Genomic DNA, 16,689 nt, shown 5'->3' with positions numbered 1-16,689 from the left:
GGGTGCGGCTACAGCTTCTCGATCACGTAGTCGACGCACTTGGTCAGTGCCTCGACGTCCGCCGGGTCGATCGCCGGGAACATCGCCACCCGGAGCTGGTTGCGGCCGAGCTTGCGGTAGGGCTCGGTGTCGACGATGCCGTTGGCGCGCAGGACCTTGGCGACGGCGGCGGCGTCCACCTCGTCCGTGAAGTCGATGGTGCCGATGACCTGGGACCGCTTGGCCGGGTCGGTGACGAAGGGGCTCGCGAACTTCACGTCCTCCGCCCAGCCGTACAGGGTGCGGGCGGAGGTGGCCGTGCGGCGGACCGCGAAGTCGAGACCGCCCTGGCCGTTGAGCCACTCCAGCTGCTCGTTCAGCAGGAACAGCGTCGCGAGGGCGGGGGTGTTGTACGTCTGGTTCTTGCGGGAGTTGTCGATCGCGGTGGGCAGCGAGAAGAACTCCGGGACGTGGCGGCCGGAGGCGTGGATCCGCTCGGCGCGCTCGATCGCGGCCGGGGAGAACACGCCGATCCACAGGCCGCCGTCGGCGGCGAAGGACTTCTGCGGGGCAAAGTAGTAGACGTCGGTCTCGGCGATGTCGACCGGCAGGCCGCCCGCGCCGGAGGTGGCGTCCACCAGGACGAGGGCGCCCTCGTCGGCCCCGGCGACGCGCCGGATCGGCATGGCGACGCCGGTGGAGGTCTCGTTGTGGGTGAGGGCGTAGACGTCCACGCCCGCCTCCGCCCGCGCCTCGGGGTGCGTGCCCGGGTCGGCGGAGATCACGTCCGGCTCGGCGAGCCAGGGGGCGAGCTTCGCGGCCTTGGCGAACTTGGAGCTGAACTCGCCGAAGCTGAGGTGCTGCGACCTGTTCTCGATCAGGCCGTGGGTCGCGATGTCCCAGAACGCGGTGGAGCCGCCGTTGCCGAGGACCACCTCGTAGCCGTCGGGCAGCCGGAACAGGTCGCGGATGCCCTCGCGCACCTTGCCGACCAGGTTCTTCACCGGGGCCTGGCGGTGGGAGGTGCCCAGCAGGGACGTGCCGGTCGCGGCCAGCGCGTCCAGCGCTTCCGTCCGCACCTTGGAGGGGCCCGCGCCGAATCGACCGTCGGCGGGCTTGATGTCAGCGGGAATCTGGATCTCAGCCACGAAGGGAGCCTAGCGGCTCGGCGAAACCCGGGTGAAACGTCGTCCGTCGGCTGAGACGGGCGGTGGGCGGGCCTTCCCCGGCCCGTCCACCGCCCGCCCCCCTCATCCGCCGAGCTTCACCGGAAGCTCGAACAGGTCGTTCTGGGTGACCACCGGCTTGTTGCGCAGCTCGCCCGCCGGGACCGCCAGGTCCAGCCCGGGGAAGCGCGCGTACAGGGCGGGCAGCGCCACGCCCGCCTCCAGGCGGGACAGGGCCGCGCCGGGGCACACGTGCGGGCCGTGGCCGAAGGAGATGTGGCGGTGGGCGGTCTCGCGGGTGATGTCGAAGGCGCCGGCCGTGGGACCGTGGGCCCGCTCGTCGCGGCCGATCGCGGCGTACGACACGATCAGCGCGTCCCCGGCGGGCAGGACCCTGTCGCCGACCGGCACGTCCTCGGTGGCGAACCGGATCAGCACGTGGGACGTGGGCGTGGACCAGCGCAGGGTCTCCTCGATCACCGCCGACCAGTCCGCCTCGCCGGACAGCACCAGCTCGCGCTGGTCGGGGTGGGTGGAGAGGTTGACCACCGCGTTGACGATGAGGGAGATCGTCGTCTCGTGGCCGGCCGCGACCATCAGCTGGAGCGTGGAGACGATCTCCTCGTCGGTGAGGTGGTCGCCGCCCTCGGACGCCTGGATCAGCGCGGAGGTCAGGTCGTCGCCGGGGTGCTCCCGCTTGCGCGCGACCGTCTCGGTCATGATCTGCGCCAGCTCGGTGAGGGTCGCGATGACCTCCTCGGGCGGGGTCTGCGTGGAGAAGAACTTCTCGAAGAGCTCCTTCAGCCGCGGCAGCCGCTCCTCCGCCAGCCCCATCAGGTCGGCGACGACGTACATCGGCAGCGGGTAGGCGAACGCCGCCTTCAGGTCGACCGTGTCGCCGGGGTGGGCCGCCACCTGGTCCAGCAGGCCCTCGGTCAGCTCGGTGATCCGCTCCCGCATCCGCTCCACCCGGCGCGGGGTGAGCGCCTGGGCGACCAGGGTGCGCAGCCGGCGGTGGTCGGCGCCGTCCACGGTGAGCATGGAGCGGGGCGGGTTGGCCAGGCCGATCAGCGGCCAGTCCGGGGCGATCTCGCCGCGCTGCCAGGCGCCCCAGACGTTGATGTCCTTCACCACCCGGGGGTCGGTGAGCAGCCTCTTCGCCTCGGCGTGGTGCGTGACCGCCCACACCGGGACACCGCCCGGCAGCACCACGGCGGCCAGGGGGCCCGCGGCCCGCAGCGCCTCGCTCTCCCCGTCCAGGTCGCCGACGAGCGGGTCGAGGTGGAGGGGGTTCTGCTCGGTGCCGGGCGTGAACGTCGGGGACTGCGTGCCAGCCGTCATGCGCGCGTGCCTCCAAGGGCGGGGGTGGGTGTGAAGGTGACCGGAAGTTCGGACAGCCCGCGCAGCCACGGCGACGGGCGGCGGGTCAGGGACGCGGCCGGGACCGCGAGGTCGATGTCGGGCAGCCGGTCCAGGACGACCTCGATGCCGGTCCGCGCGATCACCTCGGCGATCTCCTGCGCCGGGAACGGGCAGCGGTGCTCCCCGTGGCCGAAGGAGAAGTGCGCGCTGTTGCCGCCGGTCAGGGCCGAGCCGTCGGTGCGCACCTGGGGATCGGAGTTGGCGCCCTGGAGGCCGAGCAGCACCATGTCGCCCGCGCGGATGCGGCGCCCGCCGAGCTGGGTGTCGCGGGACGCCCAGCGGGCGGCCACGTTCTGGGTGGGGGTGTCCTCCCACAGCACCTCGTTCATGGCCTCGGCGATGCTGTTGCGGCCGCCGAAGAGGGAGGCGGCGAACCGGCCGTCGGTGAGCATCAGGTGCAGGGAGTTGCCGATCCAGTCGGCGGTCGGCTGGTGCCCGGCGGCCAGCATCACCATCAGGTCCTGGACGATCTCCTCCTCGGTGAAGCCCGAGGTGTCGGCGAGCATCCGGGACGCGACGTCGTCGGCGGGCTCCTTGTGGCGGCTCGCCACCAGCTCCGTCATCGACGTGAACAGGTGGGCCTGGCCCGCCAGCGCCCGCTCCCGCCCGTCGATCATGTCGTTGAGGGCGGTGACCAGCGCCGGGCCCTCCTCGTCGGTGAAGCCGTAGAGCCGGGCGAGGACCCGCACGGGCAGCAGCATCGCGAACTCGGCGATGATGTCCGCCCTGCCCCGCGGGCAGATGCCGTCGATCAGCTCGTCCGCGAAGTTCTCGGCGTGCGCGCGCAGTTCGAACGGGTCCACCGCCTCCAGCGCGTGCACCATCATCCCGGCCCGCTCACGGTGCCGCTCGCCGACCGTGTACAGGATCGACGGCTGCCTGCGGCCGATCATCGGCAGCAGCGGCCAGTCGTCGGGGATGTCCTCCCACTGGTTCCACAGCTCGGAGTCGCGGCTGAACAGCACCGGGTCCCCGGTGACCTGGTGCAGCTCGCGGTAGCCGAGCACCAGCCAGGCCGGCGCGTCGCCGTCCAGCAGCACCGGGACCACGCTGCCGTGCTCGCGCCGCATCTCCCGGTACACCCGGGCCGGGTCGTCCTGGAGCAGGGGCCCGCTGAAGCGGACCGGGTCGGGGGTGGGGCTCACACCAGCTCCTGACGGGGGGCTCGGGCGGGATCGGCGTACAGGGCCCGGACGTGCTCCACCAGCGTGATCAGCACCAGCTTGCTCGACTCCCGGGACCGCGCGTCGCAGCTGACCAGCGGGACGTGCGGGTCGAGGTCGAGGGCCTCGCGGATCTGCTCCGGGGCGAAGGCGGGCCCGCCGAAGTCGTTGCAGGCCACGATGAACGGCGTGCCGTGCTTCTCCAGCCGGTCGATGGCGTACCAGGAGTCGTCGATGCGCCGGGTGTCCACCAGGACCACCGCGCCCAGCGTCCCGGAGAACAGCCGGTCCCACAGGAACCAGAAGCGCTCCTGGCCGGGCGCGCCGAACAGGTACAGCACGTTGCGCGCGTCGAGCGTGATGCGGCCGAAGTCGAAGGCGACGGTGGTCGCGGTCTTGCCGCGCACGCCGGTGACGTCGTCGACGGCCTCGCCGGCCTGGGTCATCGTCTCCTCGGTGTTGAGGGGACGGATCTCGCTGACCGAGCGGACCATCGTCGTCTTGCCGGCGCCGAAGCCGCCCACGACCACGATCTTGAGGCCGTTGTCGGCCGACGCGCCCAGCGGCGTGCGCGTCTCGGACGCCGTGTGCGTCTCAGAGGTTGCGGAGTCCAACGAGCACCTGCTCCAGGATGTCGGGGTCGGGAACGGCGGCCCTGCGGGGGTGACGGGCGCTGACCCGTCCCGCCGCGAGGAGGTCGGCCAGCAGGATCCGGGTGATGCTCACGGGGAGCTTCAGCTCGGCCGCGATCTCCACCACCGCCGTGGGGCGTTCGGTCATGCGCAGGATCGCCGCGTGCTCGGACTGCATGCCGGGCACCGGATCGCACTCGGCGACGACCAGGGTCACCAGGTCGAAGGGGTTGTCGGGCCCCGAGCTGCTGCGCCCCTGGGTGAGGGTGTAGAGCCGGTCCGGGGCGTCGTCCCTGCCGGGCCTGCTCATGAGGTGCGCGGCCGGGCGGTCAGGTGCTCACCGAGCTGCTCCACGAGCTCGCTCATGTTGTGCCCGACGAGCCCGGCGTCCGCGTCCTCCGTGGTGACGACGGCCAGGTGCGCGCCCTCACCCGCCTCCACGATGAACAGCACACCGCCGTAGAACTCGGTCATCGCCGAGCGCACGCCGCCGCTGCCGTCGCCGAACTCCACCGAGGCGCCGTGCGACAGGGACTGGATGCCGGCGGCGATCGCGGCGAGCTGGTCGGCCTGGTCGGCGGAGAGCTCGGGGGTACGGCACAGTTTCAGGCCGTCGCGGGACAGCACGAGCGCGTGCCGCGCGCCCGGCGTGCGCTCCAACAGGCCCTCTATCAGCCAGGTGAGCTTCTCGTCGGCGGTCGTCGTGCCGGTCATGAGGTGGTGTCGCCTTCCGGGGTCGGGGGGGTGGGCTGTGCTTCGGGGGTGGATCGTGCTTCGGGGGTCGGATCGGGAGCGGCGCCGACGGAGGGGCCGGCGGTGTCGGTGGTGGTCGTGTCGGGGCCGGGGGCGGCCGGGTCGTCCGGGCAGGCGTCCGGGGCGGTGGCGCGCACGGCCTGGCGGAAGCTGCTGAAGCGGGCCGTGCGCGCCTTCGTCTCCTCGGCGGTCGGCGCCGGCCTCGGGGCGGCGCCGCGGCTGCCGGAACGCGCGCGCTCGGCCTCGGCGAGGGTGCGGCCCCGGCGCCGGCGGGGCAGCACCAGCGGGTACTCACCGGTGTCCCGGCCCGCGGACCCGTGCGTGGGCACCGGGTCGGGGTCGAGGTCGGCCCCGGCCCGGGAGGCCGCGTAGGAGGCGGCCGCGGGGGGCGCGGTGTCGCGGGCCGCCGCGCGCTCCGCCGGGGCGGTCTCGTGCGCGGTGCCGTGGCTCGTCTCCGGCTCCGTCCCGCCGCCGGCGTCCGCCCGCGCGGTCTGCGTGCGGCCGTCCCGGCGGCGGGGGAGGTCCGCGGCCGCCGGCGACCCGGCCGCCGGGGTCCGTGCGGGGGGCGCGGCGCTCCCGGTGGGCGCGGCCGGCGCGGCGGTGGGCGGCGCGGCGATGGCCGGCACGGCGGCCGGGGCCGCGTCCGGCGGTACGAGGATGTCCTGCGGGATGAGCATCAGCACCCCCGTGCCGCCGCGGGCCGAGGGACGGTAGGAGACCCTGAGCCCGTAGCGCCGGGCCAGCCGGCCGACCACGGCGAGGCCGAGCCGGGTGCCGGTGAGGCCCCCGAGTTCGGCGGACTGGCCCGAGACCGCGCGCTCGGCGCGGCGCAGCTGGGCCTCGCCCATGACGAGCCCGCTGTCCTCGACGGACACGATGACCCCGGCCGGGACCTCCTCGACGTAGACGTGGACCTCGGCGGTCGGCGGCGAGAAGTTGGCGGCGTTGTCGAGGAGTTCGGCGAGCGCGTGCATCACGCCCTCGGCGGCGTGCCCGGCGACGGCGGTGTCGCTGGCGGAGTGGACGCGGACCCGCTGGTAGCCGCTGATCCGGCCCATGGCGCCGCGCAGGATCGACTCCATGGCGATGGGCCGGGCCCAGCGGCGGCCGGAGCGGGCGCCGGTGAGGACGGCGATGGAGTCGGCGAGCCGGCCGGCCTGCGCGGTGCGGTGGTCGAGGTGGAGCAGGTCGGCGAGGACCTCCTCGTCGTGGTGCTTGTCCTCCATCGCGCGCAGGTCCGCGAGCATGCCGGTGGCCAGCGCCTGCATCCGGCCGGCCGCGTTGGCGGTCGCGGACAGCGCGGCGGCGCGGGCGCCGGTGGCCTCGCGCAGCCGGGCGGCCAGCCGCGCGTTCCCGTCGGTGAGCCGGTCCCGGTCCTGCGCCAGCCGGTCGCGCTCCTCGGTCAGCCGCTCGATCCGCTCCGCGTGGTCACGGGCCAGCCGGTCGGTGTGGGCGCCGTGCTCCTCGGTGATGAGGCGCAGCTTCTCGGCGTGCTCCTCGGCGAGCCGCTTCAGCTCGGCGGCGTGGGCGTCCGTGAGCCGGGTCAGCTCCTCGCCGTGCTCCTGCTCCAGGCGGGCGGCGTCGGCGGCGCGCTGCTCGGCGAACCGGTCGCGCTCGGCCGTCAGGGTCTTCGCGAGGTGGTCGCGCTCGCGGTCCAGTTCGGCCGACAACCGGGCGCGCTCGCGGTTGAGTTCGCCGGTCAGCCGCTCGTGCTGGCGGCGCGACTCCTCGGCCAGCCGTGCCCGCTCCTGGAGCAGCCGGCCGACGTCCTGGGTGACGGCCTCCAGCCGCCCGCGGGCCGCCCGCGCCGACAGCACGGCGTACGTGGCCGCGGTGACGGCCGCGCACAGCAGCAGGGCGGCGACCAGCCCGGTCCACCCGACGGCGCCCCGCGCGGGCTCCGGTCCGGCGAGGACGGCCGCGACGACCGCCGCCGCGGAGAGCACCAGGGTGAGCAACGGGACGGGCAGGAGACTGCGGGGGGTGGGGCGGTCGCCGGGGAGCAGGGGGGAGGTCATCAATCAGGGTCCTCGGTCGAATCCTCGGTCGGGTCCGCGGGCGTGCACCGTCGTCCGCGCGGCCCTCGGTCGGTTCCATGGGTCGTCGGACCGATTCCGGGGTCGCTTCCGGAGGAGAGCCGACAACTGCGCGCAACTCGCGGTCACTATATGAGAGTTCGTGATCGTCTTGGGAAGAATCTGATCCTGTTCTCGTTATTCGACCAACCCGCGGGTGGTCCGGGCCCCGCACGAGGCGTCGTGCGGGGCCGGCCGCGGGCCGTGCGCCGCGGGCCCCGCGCCGCCTTCGGACCGGCCGGGCGGAGGCATCCTGAGGACATGACGGATCTGCGGGAACTGCGGGCCGGGCTGGCGGCGGCCGTGCGCGGCGAGGTGGACTTCGGCACGACCGCGCGGGCGCTGACCACCATGGACGCCTCCAACTACCGCCGGGTGCCGCTGGGCGTCGTGTCCCCCCGGGACGCCGACGACGTGGCGGCGGCCCTGGCGGTGTGCCGGACGCACGGCGTCCCGGTGGTGGCGCGCGGCGGCGGCACGTCGATCGCGGGCCAGGCGACCGGCACCGGGGTGGTGCTCGACTTCACCCGGCACATGAACCGCCTGCTCTCCCTCGACCCGGAGAGCCGCACGGCCGTCGTCCAGCCCGGCCTCGTCCTCGACCGCCTCCAGGAGGCCGCCGCCCCGCACGGCCTGCGCTTCGGACCGGACCCCTCCACGCACGGCCGCTGCACCCTCGGCGGCATGATCGGCAACAACTCCTGCGGCTCCCGCTCCGTCGCCTGGGGCACCACGGCGGACAACGTGCGGGAGCTGTCGGTCCTCACCCCGCGCGGGCAGCGGCTGCGGCCCGGACCGGGGTGGGCCGGGGCCCCGGCGGGACTGCGGGAGCTGGTGGACGGCGAACTGGCCGGCCTGCGCACCAGCTTCCCGGAGCTGCCCCGTCGCATCTCGGGCTACGCGCTGGACGCCCTGCTGCCCGAGAGGGGCGCCGACGTCGCCCGCTTCCTGTGCGGCTCGGAGGGCACGCTGGGCGTGCTGACGGAGGCGGTCGTGGACCTCGTGCCGGCGCCCCGCGCGCGGGCGCTCGCCGTGCTGGCGTACGCCGACGAGAGCGGGGCCGCCGAGGCGGCGGCCGGGTTGCGGGCGCACCGGCCGCTGACCGTGGAGGGCATGGCGGCGGACCTGGTGCCGGCCGCCGCGGACCTGCCGCGCGGCGGCGCCTGGCTGTTCGTGGAGACCGGCGGGGAGACGGGGGCCGAGGCACGCGCGCGGGCGGAGGCGGTCGTCCGCGCGGCGGACGCCCTGGACGCCCTGGTGATCACCGACCCCGCCCGGCAGCGCGCGCTGTGGCGGATCCGGGAGGACGCGGCCGGCACGGCGACCCGGATGCCGGACGGCACGGAGGCCTGGCCCGGCTGGGAGGACTGCGCGGTGCCGCCCGCCCGGCTCGGCGCGTACCTGCGGGACTTCCGGGGCCTGCTGGCCGGCCACGGGCTGCGCGGCGCCCCGTACGGGCACTTCGGGGACGGCTGCGTCCACGTCCGGATCGACTTCGACCTGCTGACCGGGCCGGGCGTCGCCCGCTTCCGGCGCTTCTCCGAGGAGCTGGCCGACCTGGTGGTGGCGCACGGCGGCTCCCTGTCCGGGGAGCACGGGGACGGGCAGGCGCGGGCCGAGCTGCTGCCGCGGATGTACGGCGCGCGGACGGTCGCCCTCTTCGAGCGCGTGAAGGGCCTGTGGGACCCGGACGACCTGCTCAACCCGGGCGTGCTGGTGCGCCCCGCGCCCCTGGACGCGAACCTCCGCTTCGCCGCCCTGCCGCGCGGACCGGTGGACGTGGCCTTCGGCTACCCGGCCGACGGCGGCGACTTCCGGGCGGCGGTGCGCCGCTGCGTGGGGGTCGCCAAGTGCCGTACGGCGTCCGCGTCGGGGCCGGCGGTGATGTGCCCGTCGTTCCGGGTGACGGGCGAGGAGGAGCACTCCACGCGCGGACGCGCCCGCCTGCTGCACGAGATGCTCGCCGGTGAGCTGGTGACCGACGGCTGGCGGTCCACGGAGGTGCGGGACGCGCTGGACCTGTGCCTGTCCTGCAAGGGCTGCCGCTCGGACTGCCCGGTCGGGGTCGACATGGCCACGTACAAGGCGGAGTTCCTGCACCACCACTACGCGGGCCGCCGCCGCCCGGCCGCCCACTACGCGATGGGGTGGCTGCCGGTGTGGCTGGCCTGGGTGGCGCGGACGCGGACGGCGGGGGCGGTGAACGCCCTGGCCTCGGTGGGTCCGCTCGCGAGCGCGGCGAAACGGCTGGGCGGGATCGCGGGGGAGCGGGAGATCCCCCGGGTGGCGGGGGAGACGTTCACGCGGTGGTGGCGGGGCCGGCGGACCCCCGCGCCCCCGGGGGACGGCCCGCTGGCGGTCCTCTGGCCGGACACCTTCACCGAGCACCTGTCGCCCTCCGTGGGCCGGGCGGCGGTGCGGGTCCTGGAGGCGGCCGGGCTGCGGGTGGCGCTGCCCCCGACGCTGCGGCCGGGGCGGCGCCCGGTGGGGGACGGGCGGTCGCGGTCGGCGCTGTCGTTGCCGACGGCGCGCCGGGGGCGGGTCTGCTGCGGCCTGACGTACCTCTCCACGGGCCAGCTCGACCGCGCCCGCGCGGTGCTGCGCCGCACGCTGGACCTGCTGGAGCCGGTGCTGGCCGCGGACGCCCCGCTGGTCGTCCTGGAGCCGAGCTGCGCGGCGGCCCTGCGCACGGACGCGCCGGAACTGCTGCACGACGACCCCCGCGCGGCCCGGCTCGCCGCACGGGTCCTCACCTTCGCGGAGACCCTGGAGCGGCACGCGCCCGACTGGGCCCCGCCCTCGCTGGACCGCCCCGTCGTCGGCCAGACCCACTGCCACCAGCACGCGGTCCTCGGCGATGCGGCCGACCGCCGGCTGCGCACGGCCGCCGGCCTCACCGGCGAGCTGAGCGGCGGCTGCTGCGGCCTGGCGGGCGACTTCGGCTTCGCGGCCGGTCACTACGAGGTCTCCGCGGCCTGCGCGGAGGAACGGCTCCTGCCGGCGGTGCGGGAGGCGCCCGGGGACGCGGTGGTCCTGGCCGACGGCTTCTCCTGCCGGACGCAGCTGGAGCAGCTGGCCGGGGTGCGGGGGAGGCACCTGGCGGAGGTGCTGGCGGCCGCCCTGGACGAAGAGGCGTGAGCGGTCGCCGCCCGGTGTGCACGGCGCGCTCGGCCGAACCCACCCGTCGCGGTCTTCGCCCCGGCTCCCCGCCACCCGCGGCGCGCCACCCGCGGCGCGCCACCCGCGGCGCGCCACCCGCGGCGCGCCGCTCGGGCGCCCGGCGGGGTGGCGGGGTGCTCCACCGGGGAGACCGGGGGCCGCCCGCCGGTCTCCCCGGCGGGCGGCGGCCGTCACGGCACCGTCTCGCCCCGCACCAGCGGGCCGCACACCGGCTGGACGTCCTCGGGGAGGTCGTCCGGGCGGCACCAGCGGGCCTCCAGGATCTCCAGGGGGTCCAGGCGCAGCTCGCCGCCCAGCAGACGGGCCTCGTAGGCCACCTCCAGGCGGGTGCGCGGGCCGCTGTTCAGCAGGACGAGGCGGCCCGCCTCCACGTCGAGGCCGGTCTCCTCCTTGACCTCGCGCACCACGGTCCGCCGGAAGTCCTCGCCCCTGCGCGCGAAGCCGCTCGGCAGGCCCCACTGGCGGCCCGGCGGCCACATCCGGTGCCGGAGCAGCAGGACCCGCCCCTCGTCGTCGCGCACGACGCCGGTCACGCCGACCACGAACTTGGCGTTCAGGAACCACACGATGCGGCTCTGGAGGGGGCGCAGGAGGCGCCAGAGACGGGCAAGGAGTCGGTGCACGGGACCTCGGGAGGACGGGGACGGGGGTGGACAAGGACTTCGCCGGTGGGGACGGTACCCGGCCGGCCCGTTCGTCGCGGTACCCGGCCGACCGGTCGCCCCACCCGTCGCGGTACCCGGCGGCCGGCCGGTCACCCCGTGGAAGTCCGTTGACAGCCGCGCCCCGGGGCCGCGACAGTTGCATGACAGAGGTACGTACCTGACCGAGTCCATCACCGTGAACCGGCCCATACAGTGGAATGGACACCCCCCGTCCCGTCCCCGGAAGGTCCCGTGAGCAGCCCCAGCGCCACCCCCGGCCCCCCGATCCCGGCCACCGCCGTCCCCGAGGCGGCGCGGTCCGTCGGCCCCGCCCCCGGACCGGGCCGCTGGGGCTCCCTGGGCCCGGTGGGCCTGGTCCTCGCCGGCGGCGTCTCCGTGCAGTTCGGCGGGGCGCTGGCGGTGACGCTGATGCCCCGGGCCGGCGCCCTCGGCATCGTCGCCCTGCGCCTGGCGGTCGCGGCCGTCGTCCTGCTCCTGGTCTGCCGCCCCCGGCTGCGCGGCCACTCCCGGGCCGACTGGGGCACGGTGATCGTCTTCGGCGTCGCCATGGCCGGGATGAACGGCCTCTTCTACCAGGCCGCCGCCCGCATCCCCCTCGGCACGGCGGTCACCCTGGAGGTCCTCGGCCCGCTCGCGCTGTCCGTCCTGGCCTCCCGGCGGGCGATCAACCTCCTCTGGGCCGCCCTCGCCCTGGCCGGCGTGTTCCTGCTGGGCGGCGGGAGCCTCGGCGGCCTCGATCCCGCGGGCGCCGCGTTCGCCCTGGGCGCCGGCGCCATGTGGGCGGCCTACATCGTCTTCAGCGCCCGTACCGGCCGCCGCTTCCCGCAGGCCGACGGGCTCGCCCTCGCCATGGCGGTGGGCGCGCTGCTCTTCCTGCCGCTGGGCATCGCCGAGTCCGGCGCCAGGCTCGTCGACCCCGTGATCCTCGCCCTGGGCGCGGCGGTCGCCCTGCTGTCGTCCGTCCTGCCCTACACCCTGGAGCTCCTCGCCCTGCGCCGGCTGCCCGCGTCCACCTTCGCGATCCTGATGAGCCTGGAACCGGCCCTCGCGGCCACCGCGGGCTTCCTCGTCCTCGACCAGGCCCTGACCACCACCGAGGCCGCCGCCATCGCCCTGGTCATCGCGGCGAGCATGGGGGCGGTGCGGAGCCAGGTGGGCCGGGGGCGCGCGAAGGGGCCGGGAACCGCTTCCTGACGGACGCCGCGACGCGCAAGGACGCGGCGGGACCGGAGCCGTCCCCGCGTCCCGGACGAACCGGCCGGGGCGGCGGAGGCACCCCTTCGTCCACGGGCCCGCGGACGAAGGGGTGGACGAGGGGCGGACGAGGGCGCGAAGCACGCGTTCGTGCCGGGGGCTTCTTCGTCCACCTGGCCACGCCCCGTTCGGCACCCGTCACGATCCGGCAGGAGAGGCCCGATCCGCTTCTCCGGCGGCGGCCGGGCGTCTTCCCGTCGCCGTCACGGCCCGCTGCGCGGATAAATTCATGCAAGCGCGCTTGCTTGTTTCCCGTCCCGCTGCCATGCTCCCCGCAACCGCGCCGCACACCGCCGTGTCCGTGCCCCGAGGGGAGCGCACCGTGTCCGATCCGACGCCCGTGATCGACGATCTGCGGGAGGAGAGCGAGGAGCTCGACCGGCTGGTGGCCGCTCTGGACCCGGAGCGGTGGGCGCGGGGGACGCCCTCCCCGGGCTGGACCGTGGCCCACCAGATCGCCCACCTCGCCTGGACCGACCGCTCGGCGCTGCTCGCCGTCACGGACGCGGACGGGTTCCGCGCCCTGGCCGAGGGGGCCCTCGCCGCCCCGGACACCTTCGTCGACGACGGCGCCGAGGAGTACGCCCGGTCCGCGCCCGGCGCGCTGCTCACACGGTGGCGCGAGGGGCGCGCGGCGCTGGAGGAGGCGCTGCGCCGGGCCCCGGCCGGGGCGCGGTTCCCCTGGTACGGGCCGCCCATGTCCGCCGCATCCATGGCCACCGCCCGCCTCATGGAGACCTGGGCCCACGGACTGGACGTGGCCGACGCGCTCGGTGTGGTGCGACCCCCCACCGACCGGCTCCGGCACGTGGTGCGGCTCGGGGTGCGCACCCGCGACTTCGCCCACGGGGCGCACGGGCTCACCCCGCCCGCCGACCCCTTCCGGGTCGAGCTCACCGGACCGGGCGGCGAGGTGTGGGCCCACGGCCCCGAGGACGCCCCCCAGCGCGTCACCGGCCCCGCGCTCGACTTCTGCCTCCTGGTCACCCGGCGCGCCCACCGCGCCGACCTCGCCCTCACCGCCGACGGCCCCGACGCCGACCGCTGGCTGGACATCGCCCAGGCCTTCGCCGGTCCGCCCGGCGGCGGGCGGGCGCCGAAGGGGGACGCCCCGTGACGGCCGCGCCCCTGCGCGTCGGCAACTTCTCCGGCTTCTACGGCGACCGCGCGGACGCCCTGCGCGAGATGCTCACCGGCGGCGGGGCCGACGTCCTCACCGGCGACTACCTCGCCGAACTGACCATGCTGATCCTCGCCCGCGACCGGCTGAAGGACCCCGCCGCCGGATACGCCCGCACCTTCCTGCGGCAACTGGAGGAGACCCTCGGCCTCGCCCGCGAGCGGGGCGTCAGGATCGTCACCAACGCGGGCGGGCTCGACCCGGCCGGACTCGCCGGCGCCGTGCGCGCCCTGGCCGGCCGGCTCGGCCTCCCCGTCCGGGTCGCCCACGTCGAGGGCGACGACCTCACCGCGCGCCACCCCGGCAGCCTCGCCGCCCACGCCTACCTCGGCGGCTTCGGCATCGCGGAGTGCCTGCGCGCGGGCGCCGACGTGGTCGTCACCGGGCGGGTCACCGACGCGGCCCTGGTCACCGGGCCCGCCGCCGCGCACTTCGGCTGGGCGCCGACGGAGCACGACCGGCTCGCGGGGGCCGTCGTCGCCGGGCACGTGCTGGAGTGCGGGACGCAGGCCACCGGCGGGAACTACGCCTTCTTCGGCGAACGCCCGCGCGACGTCCGGCGGCCCGGCTTCCCGCTCGCCGAGATCCACGCCGACGGCACCTGCGTCGTCACCAAGCACCCCGGCACCGGCGGCTTCGTCGACGTCGGCACGGTCACCGCGCAGCTGCTGTACGAGACGGGCGGCGCCCGGTACGCCGGGCCGGACGTCACCGCGCGGCTGGACACCGTGCGGCTGCGGCAGGACGGGCCCGACCGGGTGCGCGTCGAGGGGGTCCGGGGCGAGGCCCCGCCGCCCGCGCTCAAGGTCGGGGTCAACCGGCTCGGCGGCTTCCGCAACGAGGTCGTGTTCGTCCTCACCGGCCTCGACGTCGAGGCCAAGGCGGACCTGGTGAAGGAGCAGATGACCGACGCGCTCGCCGGGGCGCCGCCCGCCGAGGTGCGCTGGGACCTCGTCCGCACCGACCGGCCCGACGCCGCCACCGAGGAGACCGCCAGCGCACTGCTGCGGCTCGTCGTCCGGGACCCCGGCCAGGAGGCGGTCGGGCGGGCCCTGACCGGGGCCGCCGTCGAGCTGGCGCTGGCCAGCTACCCCGGGTTCCACGTGCTCGCACCCCCGGGGAGGGGCTCCCCCTACGGGGTTTTCGAGGAGACGTACGTCCCCCAGGGCGCTGTCGACCATGTGGCCGTCCTCCACGACGGACGCCGTGTCCCCGTGCCGCCGGCCCACGACACCGCCGTACTCGCCGACGTACCGGAGCCCGCGCTCCCCGAGCCGCTGCCCCCGGGGCCCACGAGGAGAGCACCCCTCGGCCTCCTCGCCGGCGCCCGCAGCGGCGACAAGGGCGGGAACGCCAACGTCGGCGTCTGGGTCCGCTCCGACGACGCCTGGCGGTGGCTCGCGCACGAGCTGACCGCCGAGCGGCTGCGGGAACTGCTCCCCGAGACCCGCGCACTGCCCGTCACCCGGCACGTCCTGCCGAACCTGCGCGCCGTGAACTTCCTCGTCGAGGGCCTCCTCGGCGAGGGCGTCGCCGCACGGGCCCGCTTCGACCCGCAGGCCAAGGCGCTCGGCGAATGGCTGCGCTCCCGCCACCTGGACATCCCGGAGGTGCTGCTGTGACGGTCCTCGGCTCCGCCCTGGACACCACGGGCCCCGACTACCGGGCCGCCCGCGAGGCCATGCTCGCCAAGCTCGCCGCGCTCGACGCCGAGCACGCCAAGGCCCTCGCGGGCGGCGGCGAGAAGTACGTCGAGCGGCACCGGGGGCGCGGCAAGCTGCTCGCCCGCGAACGCGTCGAGCTGCTCCTCGACCCCGACACGCCCTTCCTGGAGCTGTCCCCGCTGGCCGCGTGGGGCAGCGACTACACCGTCGGCGCCTCACTGGTCACCGGCATCGGCGTCGTCGCGGGCGTGGAGTGCCTGATCACCGCCAACGACCCGACCGTGCGCGGCGGCGCCAGCAACCCCTGGAGCCTGCGGAAGGCCCTGCGCGCCCACGACATCGCGCTCGCCAACCGGCTGCCCGTGATCAGCCTGGTGGAGTCCGGCGGCGCCGACCTGCCCTCCCAGAAGGAGATCTTCATCCCCGGCGGCGCGCTCTTCCGGGACCTGACCCGGCTGTCGGCGGCCGGCGTCCCCACGATCGCCGTCGTCTTCGGCAACTCCACGGCCGGGGGCGCGTACGTCCCCGGCATGTCCGACCACGTGATCATGGTCAAGGAGCGGGCGAAGGTGTTCCTCGGCGGCCCGCCGCTGGTGAAGATGGCCACCGGGGAGGAGAGCGACGACGAGTCCCTGGGCGGCGCCGACATGCACGCGCGGGTGTCGGGCCTCGCCGACCACTTCGCCGTCGACGAGCCGGACGCGCTCCGCCAGGCCCGCCGGGTCGTGGCCCGCCTCAACCACCGCAAGGCGTACCCCGATCCGGGTCCGGCGGCGCCCCCCGCGCACGCCGAGGACGAACTCCTCGGCGTCGTCCCCGACGACCTGAGGACCCCCTTCGACCCGCACGAGGTGATCGCGCGGATCGTCGACGCCTCCGACTTCGACGAGTTCAAACCGCTGTACGGCACCAGCCTCACCACCGGCTGGGCCGCCCTGCACGGCTATCCCGTCGGCGTCCTCGCCAACGCCCGGGGGGTCCTGTTCAGCGAGGAGTCCCAGAAGGCCGCCCAGTTCATCCAGCTCGCCAACCAGCGCGACATCCCGCTCGTGTTCCTGCACAACACCACCGGCTACATGGTCGGCAAGGAGTACGAGCAGGGCGGCATCATCAAGCACGGCGCGATGATGATCAACGCGGTCAGCAACTCGAAGGTCCCCCACCTGTCCGTCCTCCTGGGCGCCTCCTACGGCGCCGGGCACTACGGCATGTGCGGCCGCGCCTACGACCCGCGGTTCCTGTTCGCCTGGCCCAGCGCCAAGTCCGCCGTCATGGGCCCGCAGCAGCTCGCCGGGGTGCTCTCCCTCGTCGCCCGGCAGTCCGCGGCGGCGAAGGGACGGCCCTACGACGACGAGGCGGACGCGGCGCTGCGCGCCGTGGTGGAGCAGCAGATCGAGTCCGAGTCACTCCCGATGTTCCTGTCCGGGCGGCTGTACGACGACGGCGTCATCGACCCGCGCGACACCCGCACCGTCCTCGGCCTGTGCCTGTCGGCCGTCCACACCGCGCCCTACCGGGGCGCGCGCGGCGGCTTCGGCGTCTTCCGGATGTGAGGG

13 protein-coding genes are annotated in these 16,689 nt (G+C 75.6%); 5 read left to right on the top strand and 8 right to left on the bottom strand.

Annotated features, from left to right (window positions below):
- Positions 1 to 8 precede the first annotated feature (8 nt).
- The 7 genes from serC to ACZ56B_RS03515 form a co-directional block, all read right to left on the bottom strand.
- On the bottom strand, positions 9 to 1,127 hold the full coding sequence (gene serC / locus ACZ56B_RS03545) for a phosphoserine transaminase (RefSeq protein ID WP_468785787.1): 1,119 nt from the start codon (positions 1,125 to 1,127) through the stop codon (positions 9 to 11).
- A 102-nt stretch (positions 1,128 to 1,229) separates the two neighbouring features.
- Positions 1,230 to 2,486: a cytochrome P450 family protein gene (locus tag ACZ56B_RS03540; protein ID WP_468785785.1), complete on the bottom strand. Its 1,257-nt coding sequence runs from the start codon at positions 2,484 to 2,486 to the stop codon at positions 1,230 to 1,232.
- On the bottom strand, positions 2,483 to 3,712 hold the full coding sequence (locus ACZ56B_RS03535; RefSeq protein WP_468785783.1) for a cytochrome P450: 1,230 nt from the start codon (positions 3,710 to 3,712) through the stop codon (positions 2,483 to 2,485). The genes ACZ56B_RS03540 and ACZ56B_RS03535 overlap by 4 nt, the downstream gene beginning before the upstream one ends.
- Positions 3,709 to 4,293, bottom strand: coding sequence for a GTP-binding protein (locus ACZ56B_RS03530; protein WP_468785928.1), 585 nt, complete (start codon positions 4,291 to 4,293; stop codon positions 3,709 to 3,711). The genes ACZ56B_RS03535 and ACZ56B_RS03530 overlap by 4 nt, the downstream gene beginning before the upstream one ends.
- Positions 4,294 to 4,324: 31 nt before the next feature.
- Complete coding sequence (locus tag ACZ56B_RS03525) at positions 4,325 to 4,672, bottom strand: DUF742 domain-containing protein (protein WP_468785781.1); 348 nt, start codon at positions 4,670 to 4,672, stop codon at positions 4,325 to 4,327.
- Positions 4,669 to 5,076, bottom strand: coding sequence for a roadblock/LC7 domain-containing protein (locus ACZ56B_RS03520; protein WP_004986664.1), 408 nt, complete (start codon positions 5,074 to 5,076; stop codon positions 4,669 to 4,671). Before ACZ56B_RS03520 ends, ACZ56B_RS03525 begins: the two co-directional genes overlap by 4 nt.
- Positions 5,073 to 7,133: a sensor histidine kinase gene (locus ACZ56B_RS03515; RefSeq protein WP_468785779.1), complete on the bottom strand. Its 2,061-nt coding sequence runs from the start codon at positions 7,131 to 7,133 to the stop codon at positions 5,073 to 5,075. The genes ACZ56B_RS03520 and ACZ56B_RS03515 overlap by 4 nt, the downstream gene beginning before the upstream one ends.
- A gap of 318 nt (positions 7,134 to 7,451) precedes the next feature.
- On the opposite strand from ACZ56B_RS03515, the gene ACZ56B_RS03510 reads away from it, so the two are divergent.
- Entirely contained in the window at positions 7,452 to 10,328 is a 2,877-nt protein-coding gene (locus ACZ56B_RS03510; RefSeq protein WP_468785777.1) for an FAD-binding and (Fe-S)-binding domain-containing protein, read from the top strand.
- Positions 10,329 to 10,540: 212 nt separating this feature from the next.
- Here ACZ56B_RS03510 and ACZ56B_RS03505 read toward each other — a convergent pair whose 3' ends face one another.
- Positions 10,541 to 10,993, bottom strand: coding sequence for an NUDIX hydrolase (locus ACZ56B_RS03505; RefSeq protein ID WP_468785775.1), 453 nt, complete (start codon positions 10,991 to 10,993; stop codon positions 10,541 to 10,543).
- 273 nt (positions 10,994 to 11,266) lie between these two features.
- Here ACZ56B_RS03505 and ACZ56B_RS03500 point away from each other — a divergent pair, with 273 nt between their 5' ends.
- From ACZ56B_RS03500 to ACZ56B_RS03485, 4 genes are all read left to right on the top strand, one after another.
- Positions 11,267 to 12,229, top strand: coding sequence for an EamA family transporter (locus tag ACZ56B_RS03500; protein WP_468785773.1), 963 nt, complete (start codon positions 11,267 to 11,269; stop codon positions 12,227 to 12,229).
- 382 nt (positions 12,230 to 12,611) lie between these two features.
- On the top strand, positions 12,612 to 13,406 hold the full coding sequence (locus ACZ56B_RS03495; RefSeq protein ID WP_468785771.1) for a TIGR03084 family metal-binding protein: 795 nt from the start codon (positions 12,612 to 12,614) through the stop codon (positions 13,404 to 13,406).
- Complete coding sequence (locus tag ACZ56B_RS03490) at positions 13,403 to 15,091, top strand: acyclic terpene utilization AtuA family protein (RefSeq protein WP_468785769.1); 1,689 nt, start codon at positions 13,403 to 13,405, stop codon at positions 15,089 to 15,091. Before ACZ56B_RS03495 ends, ACZ56B_RS03490 begins: the two co-directional genes overlap by 4 nt.
- Positions 15,088 to 16,686: an acyl-CoA carboxylase subunit beta gene (locus ACZ56B_RS03485; protein WP_468785767.1), complete on the top strand. Its 1,599-nt coding sequence runs from the start codon at positions 15,088 to 15,090 to the stop codon at positions 16,684 to 16,686. Before ACZ56B_RS03490 ends, ACZ56B_RS03485 begins: the two co-directional genes overlap by 4 nt.
- The last annotated feature ends 3 nt before the right edge of the window (positions 16,687 to 16,689 follow it).

Source organism: Streptomyces sp. NPDC034670 (genome assembly GCF_055574875.1).
Note: the sequence above shows the minus strand (reverse complement) of the source record. Positions and strands in the feature narration are given on the sequence as shown.

Coding starts and splice junctions, on each gene's coding strand:
- ACZ56B_RS03540 (WP_468785785.1), bottom strand. CDS start 2,486: ATGACGGCTGGCACGCAGTCCCCGACGTTCACGCCCGGCACCGAGCAG.
- ACZ56B_RS03525 (WP_468785781.1), bottom strand. CDS start 4,672: ATGAGCAGGCCCGGCAGGGACGACGCCCCGGACCGGCTCTACACCCTC.
- ACZ56B_RS03520 (WP_004986664.1), bottom strand. CDS start 5,076: ATGACCGGCACGACGACCGCCGACGAGAAGCTCACCTGGCTGATAGAG.
- ACZ56B_RS03515 (WP_468785779.1), bottom strand. CDS start 7,133: ATGACCTCCCCCCTGCTCCCCGGCGACCGCCCCACCCCCCGCAGTCTC.
- ACZ56B_RS03510 (WP_468785777.1), top strand. CDS start 7,452: ATGACGGATCTGCGGGAACTGCGGGCCGGGCTGGCGGCGGCCGTGCGC.